The organism is Paraburkholderia sp. J69-1, from assembly GCF_905220255.1.
Taxonomy (GTDB): Bacteria; Pseudomonadota; Gammaproteobacteria; order Burkholderiales; family Burkholderiaceae; genus Paraburkholderia.
Map to the genome: position 1 here is coordinate 433,495 of NZ_CAJMZG010000002.1, position 14,702 is coordinate 448,196.

Annotated in this window: 15 protein-coding genes; 3 read left to right on the forward strand and 12 right to left on the reverse strand. The window is 61.0% G+C overall.

From position 1 onward, the window contains the following. Nucleotides 1–25 precede the first annotated feature (25 nt). Nucleotides 26–1,249 carry a YbfB/YjiJ family MFS transporter gene (locus U5A67_RS05020; protein ID WP_321813285.1) on the reverse strand — a complete coding sequence of 408 codons (1,224 nt, stop codon included), beginning with the start codon at nt 1,247–1,249 and terminating at the stop codon, nt 26–28. 136 nt (nt 1,250–1,385) lie between these two features. On the opposite strand from U5A67_RS05020, the gene U5A67_RS05025 reads away from it, so the two are divergent. Beyond that, on the forward strand, nt 1,386–2,180 hold the full coding sequence (locus U5A67_RS05025; protein ID WP_205982284.1) for an SDR family NAD(P)-dependent oxidoreductase: 795 nt from the start codon (nt 1,386–1,388) through the stop codon (nt 2,178–2,180). 129 nt (nt 2,181–2,309) lie between these two features. Here U5A67_RS05025 and U5A67_RS05030 read toward each other — a convergent pair whose 3' ends face one another. The 6 genes from U5A67_RS05030 to U5A67_RS05055 form a co-directional block, all read right to left on the reverse strand. Continuing rightward, complete coding sequence (locus tag U5A67_RS05030) at nt 2,310–2,474, reverse strand: DUF1328 family protein (RefSeq protein WP_205982283.1); 165 nt, start codon at nt 2,472–2,474, stop codon at nt 2,310–2,312. An 89-nt stretch (nt 2,475–2,563) separates the two neighbouring features. Then, complete coding sequence (locus U5A67_RS05035; RefSeq protein ID WP_321813286.1) at nt 2,564–3,142, reverse strand: hypothetical protein; 579 nt, start codon at nt 3,140–3,142, stop codon at nt 2,564–2,566. Nucleotides 3,143–3,175: 33 nt separating this feature from the next. Beyond that, entirely contained in the window at nt 3,176–3,466 is a 291-nt protein-coding gene (locus tag U5A67_RS05040; RefSeq protein WP_321813287.1) for a DUF1488 domain-containing protein, read from the reverse strand. Nucleotides 3,467–3,599: 133 nt separating this feature from the next. Further along, on the reverse strand, nt 3,600–3,965 hold the full coding sequence (locus U5A67_RS05045) for a hypothetical protein (protein ID WP_321813288.1): 366 nt from the start codon (nt 3,963–3,965) through the stop codon (nt 3,600–3,602). Between the two features lie 230 nt (nt 3,966–4,195). Next, entirely contained in the window at nt 4,196–4,948 is a 753-nt protein-coding gene (locus U5A67_RS05050; RefSeq protein ID WP_321813289.1) for an alpha/beta hydrolase family protein, read from the reverse strand. Between the two features lie 262 nt (nt 4,949–5,210). Further along, entirely contained in the window at nt 5,211–5,537 is a 327-nt protein-coding gene (locus tag U5A67_RS05055) for a hypothetical protein (protein WP_205982278.1), read from the reverse strand. A 298-nt stretch (nt 5,538–5,835) separates the two neighbouring features. Between U5A67_RS05055 and U5A67_RS05060 the strand changes: the two genes are divergently transcribed. Next, complete coding sequence (locus U5A67_RS05060; RefSeq protein WP_321813290.1) at nt 5,836–7,335, forward strand: Fic family protein; 1,500 nt, start codon at nt 5,836–5,838, stop codon at nt 7,333–7,335. Between the two features lie 200 nt (nt 7,336–7,535). Next, nucleotides 7,536–7,976: a hypothetical protein gene (locus tag U5A67_RS05065; protein WP_321813291.1), complete on the forward strand. Its 441-nt coding sequence runs from the start codon at nt 7,536–7,538 to the stop codon at nt 7,974–7,976. Nucleotides 7,977–8,083: 107 nt separating this feature from the next. Here U5A67_RS05065 and U5A67_RS05070 read toward each other — a convergent pair whose 3' ends face one another. The 5 genes from U5A67_RS05070 to U5A67_RS05090 form a co-directional block, all read right to left on the reverse strand. Continuing rightward, entirely contained in the window at nt 8,084–9,616 is a 1,533-nt protein-coding gene (locus U5A67_RS05070) for a methyl-accepting chemotaxis protein (protein ID WP_321813292.1), read from the reverse strand. A 321-nt stretch (nt 9,617–9,937) separates the two neighbouring features. Continuing rightward, nucleotides 9,938–10,945 (reverse strand): rhamnose ABC transporter substrate-binding protein, encoded by a 1,008-nt coding sequence (gene rhaS, locus U5A67_RS05075; protein ID WP_321813293.1) that lies wholly within the window; start codon nt 10,943–10,945, stop codon nt 9,938–9,940. 124 nt (nt 10,946–11,069) lie between these two features. Then, nucleotides 11,070–12,080 (reverse strand): ABC transporter permease, encoded by a 1,011-nt coding sequence (locus tag U5A67_RS05080; protein ID WP_321813294.1) that lies wholly within the window; start codon nt 12,078–12,080, stop codon nt 11,070–11,072. Then, nucleotides 12,073–13,128, reverse strand: a complete 1,056-nt coding sequence (locus U5A67_RS05085) for an ABC transporter permease (protein ID WP_205986333.1) — start codon at nt 13,126–13,128, stop codon at nt 12,073–12,075. The genes U5A67_RS05080 and U5A67_RS05085 overlap by 8 nt, the downstream gene beginning before the upstream one ends. Further along, entirely contained in the window at nt 13,125–14,645 is a 1,521-nt protein-coding gene (locus U5A67_RS05090) for a sugar ABC transporter ATP-binding protein (RefSeq protein WP_321813403.1), read from the reverse strand. Before U5A67_RS05090 ends, U5A67_RS05085 begins: the two co-directional genes overlap by 4 nt. Nucleotides 14,646–14,702 lie beyond the last annotated feature (57 nt).

Consider the following 14,702-nt stretch of genomic DNA (forward strand, 5'->3'; position numbering starts at 1 on the left):
TTTTGCAATCCCGACTCACCGCCGATTACGTTTTGCGCTTGCTCATCAATAGATCCACGATAAACGCCAGCGATAACGCAACCGCGCCGCAAGCAAAGATCAGCGCGTAATTTTCGTGCGTGTGCGAAAACAACCAGGAATAGCCGTAGCCGCCCAGGGCCTGAAACAAGGCAAAAGCCGTGGTCGCGCGGCTCCATGCTGCACGTTGCTCGACATGATCGTGAGCAATGAGTTCGTGAATACGGCCGAGCGCGAGCGGCACGATGCCAGGCGTACAGGCGCCGAGTATCAACGTCGCCGTAATGATCGCGAACGTCTGGTTCGATAATGCGAGCAAAGCGACGGCGGCAGCTTGCGTGAGCAGTGCGAAACGCCACGTCAGGCGAAAGCCAATGCGGTCGGCTACCTGTCCGCAGATAATCGGCCCTGCAATTGCGGCAATACCATAGAGCACCCAGATATGCGCGCCGTTCGCTGCGCCCTGCCCAAGCCCGCGCGCCACATAGTCGACCAGCAGTACCATCACCGGCACCAGCCCGAGCGCATTGGCCGCGTACTGACCGTAGAGCACGCGCAACGCGCCTGTCTGCTGCACATGGCCATGCGGTGTGCCGGCCTGCTGCGGCGCAGAGGTTGCAATAGGCGCATCGGTACGCGGCCAGCCGAACCAGCTCATCGCCGTGAGCAGCAGCGCAATCGCGCCCAGCCCCATCCACGTCACGCGCAATCCATAGTGCAGAAACCACGGAATCACCGTGCCTGAAGCGGCAATGCCCAGACCGAGGCCAAGGAAGATCATCCCGCTCACGAAGCCGCGCCGCGCAGGCGGCACGTGCGGCAGGATCGAGGTCGCCACGAGCACCATGATCGCGCCGCCAGCCACCCCGGAAGCCAGCCGCCACGCAAAAAACCACGCCACCGAAAGTGGAAACGCACAGGCAAAAAATGCCAGCGTGGCCGTCAACATCAGCCAGCGCAGCGCATGGCGATTACCCAGCCGATGCGCAATCGGACGGCCCGCCAGAGCACCCAGCAGATAGCCCGCGAAATTCGCCGCACCGAGCGTGACGGCCTGCGAAGCCGTGAACCAGTGCGCCTGGATCAACGGCGGAATCAGCGGTGTGTACGCAAAACGCGCAAGACCAATCGCGACGAAACTGCCGCACAGCCCGGCGAGCGTGGCGAACAACGCCTGCGCGTCGAGCCGGTCCGGTGCGCGCGCGCCCAGCGTGGAAGAAGTGGTCGACATGTTTGCTTTCCTCGTTTCTATATCAATCGATACACAACAGGCGAATTCTATATCGATCGAAATAAAATGCAAGTCTTGCGCGCAGCGAAATAGCACGCGCAGTACACTGCCCGTTCTTCATGAGACGGGAGCCAGCATGAAAATCGACTTGTCAGGAAAACTTGCGCTTGTGACCGGATCGGCCGCGGGCATTGGTCTCGCCATCGCCAAGGGGCTTGCCGGCACGGGCGCCAGCGTGATCGTGAGCAGCCGTCACGAATCCAATGTGGGCGATGCCGAAGCCGCCGTGCGCGCTGCGGTGCCCGGTGCGCAGGTGCAGGGTTTCGTCGGCGATCTTTCGAATGCGGCGGGCTGCGAAGCGCTCGTGAAGGCGTATCCGAAAGTGGATATCCTCGTGAACAATCTCGGCGTATTCAAGCTGCAAGACTTCTTCGAGATTCCCGATAATGAATGGCTGCGTTTCTTCGAAACCAATGTGATGTCGGGCGTGCGGCTCTCGCGCGCCTACGCGCCGGCGATGGCCAAACAGGGTTGGGGCCGTATCGTGTTTATCTCGTCGGAATCCGGGCTGAATATTCCCGCCGATATGATTCACTACGGCATGACCAAAACGGCGCAGCTTTCGGTGGCGCGCGGGCTGGCCAAAGAGCTTGCGGGTACGGGCGTGACGGTGAATTCGGTGCTGCCGGGCCCGACGCTTTCCGATGGCGTAGAAGCCATGCTCAAGGACGAAGTGGCGAAAACCGGCAAAAGCGCCGAGGAAGTCGCCGCCGCCTTCGTGCGCGAACATCGTTCGACTTCCATCATCCAGCGCGCGGCGAGCGTGGAGGAAGTGGCGAATATGGTGGTGTATGCATGTTCCGTGCAGGCTTCGGCAACCACGGGCGCGGCATTGCGCGTGGATGGCGGCGTAGTGGATACGATCGCATAACTATCATTCGGTATCCTGATCGAATCGATAGATAAAAAATCGGCCCGCATTTTTACATGCGGGCCGATTTTTCTGGCCATAGACCGGTGACTGGCCCCGTAACCGTCGATCAGCGATGCGTGCGCTGTATTATCCGCGCCGCACCACGCCCATCAGCAGCGTGACAAGGAAAATAACAAGGAAAATAAAGAATAGGATCTTGGCAATCGAAGCCGCACCCGCTGCAATACCGCCGAAGCCAAACACAGCGGCGATAATCGCGATGATGAAGAAAATGACTGCGTATTGAAGCATGACGTCCTCCAGTCTCCGGTTCACTCCGGGTTAAGGTCAGGCGCCGCGCATTGGCGGCGGAAAAAAATTGTCGGTTTATCGGTTAAGGCTTAGTGCTTGAACGGCTCGACAGTTTCGGTTGGATCGAAATCACTCCAATGACCGTCCTGCCAGCGCCCGTTGGCGCGTTCGATTTCAATGCCGCCTGCTGCGCCCAATACATCGGCGGCTTCCTGCTGCGTTTGCGAGCTCACATGCACGGCCACCAGCACGCCCGATTCGCGCGCTGCCGGCGTGCCGTCGGGATCGTGGCCGATATCGGGCCGCTGGCCCCGTCCACCGCCGCGTGTCTGCCACAACGCGCCCGCCAGCGTCCCCACGTAGGCGCCCACACCGGCGGCGACCGCCAGCACGAGCAGCGAACGTAAAAAGAGGAGCGAAAGCACGATGGCCAGGATCACGCCCACAAGCGCGCCTGCAGCCGCTCCCGCTCCTGCGCCAAGCGAAGCCCAACGCGATTGCGGATCGGCGAAGCGGTCGCCGCCAACCGGAAAGCGCGCGTGCTGGCCGCCCGGGTTGACGTAAAACAGCGACACGTCTTCATCGACGAATCCGTTGGTGTGCAGCCTGTCGATGGCCACTTCGGCGTCGTTGAACGTCGTGAAGCGGCTCGCTACGATCAAAGACATGGCATGACCTCCTGTTTTGCCCGGCCCGCTGCGTCAATGCTTGATATCGACGCTATCGGGCGCGCGGAAACGGCCGCTATGCAGCACCACCGCGCCGCCCGTCTGCTCGATAACCCGCGAACAGACCGCGTGAATACGCGCCTGGCCGCGCTCGAAGGCCTCGCGCAACGGCGCTTCGAGCGCCGACGGCGCACCGAAGTGATCTTCCAGCGCCTCCGCCGTGATCGCGCAATCGAGCGGCTCGCCATCCACTTCGGCGACAAAATGCATCTGCAGATTCGCGCCGTCGAATTGCGGCGGATCGTTGCGGTAGTGGATATTCATCCTTTGCGTCCTTTCGTTGCTCACGCGGGTTTCCGGTGTTCGTTCAGGCACCCGCATTCACCATGTCCCTTTACAGTGAGCAAACGCGGTGCCTGACGTTGCGGCCACGTGCTACTGGGTCGCTACTGAGTCGCTACTGAGTCGTATTGGGCGAAGTCGTCTGCGGCATCTCCTGCATGGTGTTGCCGTGCGAACGCGGCATCGTGCTGGGTGCGCGGTTCGGCGTCGCGCCCGTTCCGGCACCCTGGCCGCCGCCCACGCCGGTGGTGCCCGGCGAGCCATAACCGCTGTTGTTGTAGCCATTGGCCGCGTTGCCGTTGCTGTTCACGTTGTTATCCGGCAGGACACCCGCCGCACCCGCGGTATTGCCTCCGCCCGCTCCTACGCCGTTACTGCCGCCCATGCCACCGGAACTGCCCGCGTTGCCGCCAGCTGCGAAAGCCGCGCCGGAAATCGCCATGGCGAGAGTCAATGTCACTGCCTTGATCGTCGGTTTCATCGTCGCTCTCCTTCGAATTGATTCGTTTGTCAAAATGCGGTCGCACACGCAATGGCGCGCGCCGCGCTTACGTTTTTTAAAGCGCAATCGATGTGCCACGCGTTCAGCACAAAAAGTTTATCGACGGGAAAATTCAGAAGTAAAACGGCCCGCATTGCGCGGGCCTGAATCAGTGTGAAACCACAGGGCTAAATCAGAAATTAGTCAGTCATACGAAGCATGATATGGAATCACGCCTGATGGGTAGGCGCATGCCATCCATTACGCTGGAACGTGGTAGCGAAAAACAGCACCTGATAACGGATGGAATTCGACCAGTACGACCACGTGTGCCCGCCCGGACGCTCCGCATAATCGTGCGGCACGCCCAGCGCAATGAGTTTTTCGTGCAGCGTGCGATTCGACTGCACGAAAAAGTCGTTCACGCCGCAATCGATAGTCAGCGCGATATGCGCATGCTCGAATGTATCCGCGCCTTCGATAATGGCGTTACGGGTCCAGAAATCGGCATGACGCGCGGGATTGCCGAAGATCTTGTCGATGCCGGGTTCGTCCTCGCAATTACGCGGATCGACCGCGCCGCTAATGCTGCCCGCCGCGCCGAACGCCTCGGGATGATCGAGCGCGATGCGCAGCGCGCCAAAACCGCCCATGCTCAGGCCCGTGATCGCACGCGTCTGACGCGTGGCGAGCGTGCGGAAATGCGCGTCGATATACGACACGACCTCCGTGCCCACATAAGTTTCGTAACGGCTCGCCGTGTCGAAAGGACTGTCGATGTACCAGCTTTCGTGGCCGCCGTCGGGCATCACGAGCATCACGTGATAGCGGTCCGCGAGCTTGCCGATCTGCGTGTTCGAAGTCCAGTCCGCATAGTTGCCGCCCGAGCCGTGCAGCACATAGATCACCGGATAGCGCGCCGCGCCGCTGCCGCGCGCGTAGTCGTCGGGCAGCACCACGGTGGCGTCGAACGCGCGGTGCATAGCCGCGCTCGGGATCGGCACGGTGCGCGTCTGGAAGGCAAAAGCAGGCGCACCCAGCAGCAGTGCGAAAAGAGGCGCTAAAAGTATCGCTAGAAACTTGAAGGGTCGAAACGTTAGGGCTGTCAGCATGAGTTGGTCTCTTGTTTTCACTGCCACCTGAGGCACGACGCCTGCGACGACTCTAACAAGGCCTACTTACAACCAAATTTCTATGAACCCTACGGCTTCCTTCATATTTCTTTTTTCAGTTTGTGCTTAGTCCCTAATCGCCATTGCGCCTGCGCCGGCGCAAACGCCCCTGCGGCTCGCCCTCATGCAGCAGACCTTTTTGCCGCGGCGTCAGCGGATCGGTCAGACAGGGCTCGGCATCCAGATCCTGCTCGAAACGCTCCCAGATGCCCGCCGGCGTATTCGCCGATCCCACCCGCGTGCCGACCATCAGGCGCACCTGATTCGCGCGCCGGATCGTCGAGCGCAGGCGGTGTATCTCCCACAGCAGCCGCAATACGACCGGCAAGGGATGCCGGTCGTAAATATCGGCCAGCTCCGCCGCGGTGAGCGGCGGGAAATGACGATGATTCCGTCCCATGATTGCGTCCTGCTTTCCGGTCCATTCAGCGCGCCGAGTACTGTATATATATACAGGTTAGCACACGTGGGAATTGTCCGGGAAGGTGTAGGAAATGGGGTCGGCGAGATGATCAAACGCAATAAAAGTGATTTTTTCAGACACAAATATCGAAATTAAATGCACTATTCAGACACGAACATTCGCTGTGAACCGGTTGAAGACACTTTTCAGACACCTATTAAGCTGCAATTTTCAGACATAAAAACAAAATAAAGTGACATTTCCAGACAACCTTCCCGCCTTGTAGCCTCCGACGATGCAAAAAATCGACACAGACACATCGGAGATCCTTTTTGTTGGGCAACTCAGCCCAACACAGGCGCGTGCGCTGAACCGCCGGCTCGACGCCGGGGAATTCCGTCGCATCTATCAAGGGATCTATACAGCCAATCTTCATAGTCCGCTGGAAGCCGTTGTCCTGCGAAACTGGACAGCAATAGTTGGATATCTGCTACCAGATGGCGTACTCGCGCTTAGGTCTGCTCTCGAACATCGACCCGTGGGCGGCGTTCTCTATATCAGTCGCGGCCAACGACGTCGATCGATCGAACTTCCTGGTCTCATACTGAAAGTCCTTCCTGAGCGCCCGGCCATAACGGACGGACCGGCTCCAGATATCGCCAGTCGCGGCGTTCATTTTCCGAGCGAGGAGCGAGGACTACTCGAGAACCTCAGCCGGACGCGAGGCGACGAAGCCCGTACGTTATCCCAGCAGGAAATCGAAGCGCGCCTCGACAAAATTTTGACCATACGGGGCGATTTCAAACTCAACGACCTTCGCGATCGTGCTCGCGTTGTCGCTGAAAAACTCTCAATGCAAAGAGAATTTGCGCGCCTGGACGGCATTGTCGGCGCCTTGCTCGGCACACACGAAGAAAAGAAACTCCGAAGCAAACAGGCGCTTGCAAGAGCAGCGGGACGACCCTACGACCCGGATCGTATCGAACTATTCGATGTGCTCCATGCAACGCTCGCCGAACATATATTCAACCCACTCGACGATCCGGCGTCATCGGGCATGGCACTGGAGAATTTCGCTTTTTTTGAGGCCTATTTCTCGAACTTCATTGAAGGTACGACCTTCGAAATCGACGAGGCAGAGCAAATTATCTTTGAAGGTCTCGTCATTCCGAATCGATCGGAAGACTCACATGACATTCTCGGTACTTTTCAGGCTGCGACTTCGGCTCAATGGCGCGTTCGTCCACCTGAGGACGCCGGGCAATTCCTGAATTGGCTTAAGACCGTTAATGCGCTGGTGATGCAAGCCCGACCCGACAAGAATCCGGGACAGTGGAAAGAGAAGGCCAACCAGGCGGGAAACTCTCTCTTCGTCTTGCCAGAACTGGTGGCCGGAACCTTGCGCGAAGGATTCACCCGGATTGCCGCGCTACACGATCCCGTCGCTCGTGCACTCATGACGATGTTCGTCGTCACTGAAGTGCACCCGTTTCGCGACGGCAACGGCAGAACCGCGCGCCTTGCGATGAACTGCGTGCTGAGCGCCGCTGGCGTTTGCCGGATCATCATCCCAACGGTGTATCGCGAAGATTATCTGTTGCCCTTAAAGCGACTCTCGCATACCAAAGAAGCTGAGCCGTATATTCGTTCGATGATTCGGGCGTTGAACTGGACCGCAAGTTTCGATTACGCCCAATCTCGAGAACGCCTCAAACAGACACTGAAAAACTGCAATGCATTTGAGGAGGATTTGAAGAACTTCAGGCTCACATTTCCGGAACCGTCATCGCCCTGATCAGCGCCAACTCTCCAGTACAAAAAGCGTTCCGCCCCTCTGTTCCTTTATTTCACTCCCCGCAAAACCCTCTCTCAAATCGTCGAAGGTTTGGGATCATTTTGTTACAGCTCTTACCCCACGCGGCTTCTGGTGTTACAGAAGCCTTTCAGATTGCCCGTTATACTCCGCTCCATCTTAAAAAACGAATGGGCAAGTCCATGTCGAAGAAATTCATCCCGATGGTTGCGATTGCAGCGCTCGCCGCTGCGGTTTCGTTGCCTGCCATGGCCGGCGACATGAACAACGCGCTGGGCGGCGCGCTCGGCGGTGTGGCCGGCGCAGCGCTGGGCGGTGCGGTCGGCGGAAGCACGGGTGCCGTGATCGGGGGTGCAGTGGGCGGCGGCGCCGGTGGCGCAGTCACGTCGAACCGACGCGAGCGCACGGGCGCCATCGTCGGCGGCGCGCTGGGCGGCGGTGCCGGCGCAGCAGCGGGTAACGCGATGGGCGGCCGCACCGGCGGTCTGGTCGGCGCAGCACTGGGCGGCGGCGCAGGTTCGGCGCTCGGCGGCAACCTCTCGCGCTCGAACTCCTACGCCGACGACTACTCGCGCGGCTATCACGGCAAGCGCCACCACAACAAGCATCGCCATTGGGATTGAGCGGCTGACGACGCGGCGCGATAAAAGCGCGCCGTATCGGCCCTCAAACAAGAACGGCACGGTTTCAATACCGTGCCGTTTTTTTATACGTGCCGAAACCTCACGCGTCAGGCCAGCCGGAACACACCGACCGCTTCGCGCAGTTCCTCGGCCTGCTCGGCGAGCGCATGCGCCGCCGCCGACGCCTGCTCCACCAGCGCCGCATTGTGCTGCGTGACCTCGTCCATCTGCGTGACAGCGACGTTCACCTGCTCGATACCCGTGCTTTGCTCCTGCGAAGCCGTCGAAATCTCATCGACGATCACCGTCACGCGCTGCACCGCATCCACCATTTCGCCGATCACGTTGCCCGCATCGTTTACGAGCGCCGATCCCGCATCGATACGCTGCGCCGAGGCCTCGATCAGCGCCTTGATCTCCTTCGCCGCCGCGCCGCTGCGCTGCGCGAGCGTGCGCACTTCCGAGGCCACCACGGCGAAGCCGCGGCCCTCTTCACCCGCACGCGCCGCTTCGACCGCCGCATTCAGCGCAAGAATATTGGTCTGAAACGCGATGCTGTCGATCACGGCGATGATGTCGACGATCTCGCCCGAACTCGACGCAATGCCGCGCATCGTATCGACGACTTCGGCCATCAGATCTTTGCCGCGCGCAGCCGTGCCCGCCGCATCGCCGGCCAGTTGCGCGGCCTGTTTGGCGTTCTGCGCGTTCTGACGCACGGTGGCCGTGAGTTCTTCCATGCTCGCCGCGGTTTCTTCGAGCGATGCGGCCTGATCTTCCGTACGCGCCGACAAACCCAGATTGCCCGCCGCGATTTCGCCGCTCGCCGAAGCCACGCCTTGCGCGTGCGTGCGCACCTGGCTCACCACGCCGGAAAGACTCGACTGCATGCTTTTGAGCGCGTCGAGCAGCATGGCCGTTTCGTCGCGGGCGCCTTCCTGCGCGCTCACCTTGTAGGCGAGATCGCCCTGCGCCACCGCCTGCGTGCATTCGAGCGCACGCGCGAGCGGCTTCGTCACGGTGCGGCTGAAGAACCACGCGCCCGTCATGGAGACGCCCAGCGCGGCCACCATCAACAACGCGCTCAGCAGCGTCGCGCGATGCGCCTGTTCAGCGGCTTCAGCCGAGACTTCCGCGCTTTGCGCGGCGATCTTGTGCGCGGCTTCGTCGAGCAGCGCGGCCGGCGCGCGATCGACGCCCGCAACCGCGTGGTCGCCTGCAGAAGGGTCGAAACCCGCCGCCTTGAACGCCGCGAGACCCGTGCGATAACCCTGACCCATGGTCGTGTGCGCGCTGGCGAAGCGATCGATCAGATCGCGGTTTTCGCCTTCGGGCAGGCTCGATTTGAGTTGCTGCGCGAGCGTGTCGACTTCGCGCTCGCGGGCTTCGAACGCGGACCAATGCTTGTCGAGCATCGCCGGGTCCTTACCGCGCAGCAGCGTGTCCTTCCACTCCTGCACCTGCACCTTGAAGGCAAGCAGCGTCGCCATCACCGCGCGCTCGTTGGCCACGCTGTTCTGCACCGTCGTGCCATACACGTTCAGTGACTGGTTCAGCGAATAGATTCCGTAAAACGCGCCTGCAAACATCAGCAGAAGCGCCGCCGCGAAAGCGAGCGGAATCTTCAGGGTCAACTTCATCGTCATTTCCTTGCGGTTGGCTTGCGCGACGCGTCGGCGCGAAGTGCGGGGGGTTATACGCGGAATAAGCGGTGGGAGCGATGCGGCAAAGGCCACTGCCCCGCCTAGCTATCGGCAGATGCGCGCGAAACTGAAGGGCAGAAAAAGACTGTTGTGGGCAAAGATTTAATCAGACAAAAGTATCTGTTAGAAAGCGCAATAAAGAGCAGCCACGCTTTTTTCGTAGGCAGAATATAAAAGGCCCGTAATGTCCGGGCCTTTTGAAGCTTGCCAATTAATCAGCATGCCGAATGAAAACGATTTCGGCATCGTCCAGATGGACTAGAAGTTGAAGTTGTCGATATTCGATGCGTCAAAGGTCGTGGGCGGTCCGAGAATCACTTCGCCGCTCTTGCCCACCGTGCGCTTGCCGAGCTTGCCCGCGTCGAACGAATCGCCTTCCTTGCCGGTGATGGTGCCCGAAGCGAGATTCGCAGCTGCGTAAGCGGCCAGATAACCCAATGCACCCGGGTCCCACAACTGGAACGCCTTCACCGTGCCGTTCTTCACGAACGCGCGCATCTGGTTAGGCGTGCCCAGACCGGTGACCGCGACCTTGCCCTTGCTCGACGATGTCGAGATATAGCGCGCCGCTGCCGCAATCCCCACCGAAGTCGGCGCTACGATCGCCTTCAGATTCGGATACGCCTGCAGCAGACCTTGCGTTTCGACGAAAGACTTCTGGTCGTCGTCATTGCCGTAAGCGATCTTCACGAGCTTCATCTTCGAATACTCGGGCTTTTTCAGTTCTTCCTGCATCCATTTGATCCAGGTGTTCTGATTCGTCGCGTTGGGCGTGGCGGAAAGAATCGCGAATTCGCCTTCGTTATTCATCAGTTTGGCCACGAGTTGAACCTGGCCGCGCCCGATACTTTCGGCGTTGGCCTGATTCACAAAGATCTGGCGGCCGTCGGGCGCCGTATCCGAGTCGAAAGTGACGACCTTGATGCCCTGCGCCATGGCGCGTTTCAGATACGGCACGAGCGCATTCGCATCGTTGGCCGCGATCACGATAGCGTCCTGATGCTGCGTCGTCAGCGTATTGATATAGGAGACCTGCGAGGACGCGCCCGCATCCGAAGGTCCGACCACCTTGCCGTCGCCCTTGTATTCCTTGATGGCGTCCATGCCGCCGTTATCGGCGATCACTTCATAGGGGTTATTGATCTGCTTGGGCACGAAGGCGATTTTCAGGCCTTCCTTGATGCCCGCAGCGTGCGCGGACAGGCCCGCGCCCAACAGCATGGCGCACATCAGCGCCGTGCACGCGTGACGGACTGGCTTCATCATGAACGTGTCTCCTCGATAATGGCCCGGCTCGGTTGCCGGGCCGATTGACGGCTTACTGCCTTTTTTCCAGCTTCCTTCTGCTTATTTCCATTCCTTTCGGGCTGTTACTTTCTTCGACTGCGTTTCAACTTGCCGCGCGTGCGAGCGCACGCCGGTCGCGCAGCGTGCGCCAGCGCGCCGCGAGATTGGGAATCAGCACCGATGCGAGCAGCAACGCGCCCGTCACGATGGTGAGCGTTTCGCTCGATACGTCCGCGAGCGTGAGCGCATTCTTCAACACGCCCACGATCAGCAACGACAGCAACACGCCATACATCGAGCCACGTCCGCCGAAAATGCTCACGCCGCCGAACAGCACCGCCGCGATCACCGACAATTCGAAACCCTCGCCGTTATCGCCGCGCGCGCTCGTAAAACGCAGCGTATAAACGATGCCCGCAAGCGCGCTCATCACGCCCGAGAGCACGAAAAGACGCAGCTTGACCTTGGCGACATCGATGCCCGAAAACGACGCGGCCGTGCTGTTCGCGCCAATCGCGTAGAGGCTGCGGCCAAATGCGGTCGCCTGCAAAAGCAGCGTGAACACCACCGCGCACGCGGCCACGATCAGAAACGGCAGCGGAATAAAGGTGCTGCCCAGATTGCTCATGCCAAACAGCGTGTAGGCAGGCGGAAAATCGGCAATCGCCTGATCGCCCAGCAACACATAGGCAAGACCGCGAAACAAGGCCAGCGTGCCGATCGTCACGGCCAGCGAAGGCAGATTCAGCTTCACGATCACAAGCCCGTTGAAAAGCCCCGCAAGGCCGCCCGCCACCAGCACGAGCACCATTGCCAGCGGCATCGGCACGCCCATATGCCAGAGCACGCCAAGCAGCGCGCTCGACGCGCCCAGCACCGACGCCACGGACAGATCGATTTCGGCAGCGACGATGATGAGTGTCATCGGCAGCGCCATCAGCGCGACCTCGGTGAGATCGGCGAGTATGTTGCTCATGTTCGCGCCGGTGAGAAACACGCTGGACAGCACGCGTCCCACCACGAGCGACAACACGAGTATCACCACGAGCAGCGACTCCCAGCCCAGAGGCAGGCCGGCGCGGCGCGTGAGCAAAGCGGAATCGGGTTTAGCCATGATCGCGTTTCCTCATCATGCGTTTGGCGACGGAGCGGGCCAGCAGCGTATCGGCGGTAATAGCCGCGACGATCAGCGCACCTTGAATGGCCTGCTCCCAGAACGGCGAAACGTGCAGCACCACCAGCGCGATGCTGATGACGCCAAGCACCAGCGCGCCAAGCGTCGCGCCGAGTATCGTGCCCACGCCGCCCGTGATGGCCACGCTGCCCACCACGGCGGCGGCCACGACCTGAAGCTCGATGCCCTTCGCGGTGCTGGCATCGACCGTGCCGAAGCGCGCCAGCCACAACGCGCCGGCCAGCCCCGCAATCGCACCGCTGATGACAAAGCCCATCGCCACGCGGCGTTCGACGTTGATACCGGCCAGACGCGCGGCTTCCGGGTTCGAGCCGATCGCGTAGTATTCGCGGCCCGGCCGGAACTGCTTCAGATAGATCGACAGCGCCGCGAGCAGCACGATGGCGATCAGCGCGAGCACGGGCACGCCAAGCAGCGATCCGGTCGCGAGATGCGAGAACGCGTCGGGCAGGCTCGTGGCGTTGATCTGACCGCCATGCACCCACGCATAATCTGCACCCCGAAATATATAGAGTGTCGATAGCGTGGCGACCAGCGACGGCACGCGCCCCACCGCCACCAGCAGCGCATTGATCGACCCGGCCACCATGCCGATCGCCAGGCCCGCCAACAGCGCCACGATCACCGGCATCTGCGGAAACGCTACATACAGACTGCCGACCGCATAAGCGCTGATGCCCACCGTCGAGCCAATCGACAGATCGATATGCCGCATCAGGATCACGATCGTCATGCCCGCCGTGAGCAAGCTGACAATCGACACATTGAGCAGCACGTCGCGCAGATTCTGCAGATTGAGAAACTGCGGCCGCGCCAGCGCCGTGCCGCCGATAATCAGCAGCAGCACGATAAACAGCGTGGTTTCGCGACTCTTTGCCAGCGCCTGGGCGAATGCGCCCGCGCCGCGCCGTTGCGCATGCGGCTCGCCGCCGTGCAAGGGATGAGGTGAAGTGGAATGACCCATCATGCTGCATGCCCCAGATGAATGTTGGCCTGACCGAGCGCGGCGCTCATGATGCGCTCCTCGTTGGCGTCGGCGCGGGCGATATCGGCGGTAATGCGGCCTTCGTGCATCACCAGCACGCGGTCGGCCATGCCCAGCACTTCGGGCAATTCGCTCGAAATCATCAGCACGGCCATGCCTTCGCTAACAAGCTCCGCGAGCGCGCCATAGACTTCCGCTTTCGCTCCCACGTCGATACCGCGCGTGGGTTCATCGATGATGAGCACCTTCGGCCCGGTTGCCAGCCATTTGCCCAGCACCACTTTCTGCTGGTTGCCGCCCGAAAGCGTGCCGACCGGCGCGTTCAGATCGCTGGCTTTCAGGCGCAGGCGCGTGCCCCACTGCCCGGCAAGCTGCACTTCGCGCCCGGCCGAAATCAGGCCGAAGCGCACCAGACGACCCAGCACCGTGAGCGACGCATTGCGCGCAATGCTCAGGTCCAGCGCGAGCCCTTGCTGGCGTCGATCTTCCGGCACGAGCGCGAGGCCCGCTTTCACGGTACGCGCGGGATTTCCCATCGCCAGCGCCTTGCCCGCGACCTGCACGTTGCCCGCATCGCTCGGGTCGATGCCGAAGATCGCCCGCGCCACTTCGCTGCGGCCCGCGCCAACCAGACCCGCGAGCGCGACGATCTCGCCCGCGCGCACATCGAAGGCGATGTCCTTGAACACACCGCGTCGCGTGAGGCCGCGCACGCGCAGCATCACGTCGCCGGGTTTCACATCGGCTTTCGGATAGAAGGTGGCGAGATCTCGCCCCACCATGCGCGCGACGATCTCCTGCGTGGTGAGCGTGGACGTAGGCGCGTCGAATACCTTGGCGCCGTCACGCATGATGGTCACGTGCTGCGTGAGCGCGAACACTTCTTCGAGCCGGTGCGTGATGAAGAGAATCGCCACGCCGCGATCGCGCAAGGTGCGCGCAATCGTAAAGAGCCGTTCGACTTCGGGCAGCGAGAGCGCAGCCGTCGGTTCGTCCATGATCAGCACATTGGCGTTCAGCGACAGCGCCTTGGCAATCTCGATCACCTGTTGATCGGCGATCGACAGACCGCGCACCAGACGCTCGGGTTTCATATCGACGCCCAGCGAAACGAGCAGTTCCGCCACTTCGCGATGCATCGTGTCGTAGTCGATACGGCCGAGGCGATCCAGCGGCTGACGCCCCATGAAAATGTTCTCGGCGATCGACAGATCGAAGAACAACGTGGGTTCCTGATAGATCACGGCGATGCCCGCATCGCGCGCCTGTGCAGGCGAGGCAAACTGATGCGGCGTACCGTCGACCAGCATGTCGCCGCCGTCCGGACGATGCACGCCCGCGAGTATCTTCACGAGCGTCGATTTACCGGCGCCGTTTTCACCGAGCAGCGCATGCACCTCGCCGGGCTTCAGCACGAGCGAGCCGTCCACCAGCGCGCGCACGCGCCCGAACGACTTGCTGGCCTGCCTTAGCTCCAGACGCGGCACGCTACCGGTCATTGCTTTCGATTCCACGCGTGTCTCCCATATTGGTTGCGCCCGCAATCTTTCCGCGCG

Excerpts from the sequence above, each read along its gene's own strand:
- U5A67_RS05020 (WP_321813285.1), bottom strand. The coding sequence starts at position 1,249 with ATGTCGACCACTTCTTCCACGCTGGGCGCGCGCGCACCGGACCGGCTC.
- U5A67_RS05025 (WP_205982284.1), top strand. The coding sequence starts at position 1,386 with ATGAAAATCGACTTGTCAGGAAAACTTGCGCTTGTGACCGGATCGGCC.
- U5A67_RS05030 (WP_205982283.1), bottom strand. The coding sequence starts at position 2,474 with ATGCTTCAATACGCAGTCATTTTCTTCATCATCGCGATTATCGCCGCT.
- U5A67_RS05035 (WP_321813286.1), bottom strand. The coding sequence starts at position 3,142 with ATGTCTTTGATCGTAGCGAGCCGCTTCACGACGTTCAACGACGCCGAA.
- U5A67_RS05040 (WP_321813287.1), bottom strand. The coding sequence starts at position 3,466 with ATGAATATCCACTACCGCAACGATCCGCCGCAATTCGACGGCGCGAAT.
- U5A67_RS05045 (WP_321813288.1), bottom strand. The coding sequence starts at position 3,965 with ATGAAACCGACGATCAAGGCAGTGACATTGACTCTCGCCATGGCGATT.
- U5A67_RS05050 (WP_321813289.1), bottom strand. The coding sequence starts at position 4,948 with ATGCACCGCGCGTTCGACGCCACCGTGGTGCTGCCCGACGACTACGCG.
- U5A67_RS05055 (WP_205982278.1), bottom strand. The coding sequence starts at position 5,537 with ATGGGACGGAATCATCGTCATTTCCCGCCGCTCACCGCGGCGGAGCTG.
- U5A67_RS05060 (WP_321813290.1), top strand. The coding sequence starts at position 5,836 with ATGCAAAAAATCGACACAGACACATCGGAGATCCTTTTTGTTGGGCAA.
- U5A67_RS05065 (WP_321813291.1), top strand. The coding sequence starts at position 7,536 with ATGTCGAAGAAATTCATCCCGATGGTTGCGATTGCAGCGCTCGCCGCT.
- U5A67_RS05070 (WP_321813292.1), bottom strand. The coding sequence starts at position 9,616 with ATGAAGTTGACCCTGAAGATTCCGCTCGCTTTCGCGGCGGCGCTTCTG.
- rhaS (WP_321813293.1), bottom strand. The coding sequence starts at position 10,945 with ATGATGAAGCCAGTCCGTCACGCGTGCACGGCGCTGATGTGCGCCATG.
- U5A67_RS05080 (WP_321813294.1), bottom strand. The coding sequence starts at position 12,080 with ATGGCTAAACCCGATTCCGCTTTGCTCACGCGCCGCGCCGGCCTGCCT.
- U5A67_RS05085 (WP_205986333.1), bottom strand. The coding sequence starts at position 13,128 with ATGATGGGTCATTCCACTTCACCTCATCCCTTGCACGGCGGCGAGCCG.
- U5A67_RS05090 (WP_321813403.1), bottom strand. The coding sequence starts at position 14,645 with ATGACCGGTAGCGTGCCGCGTCTGGAGCTAAGGCAGGCCAGCAAGTCG.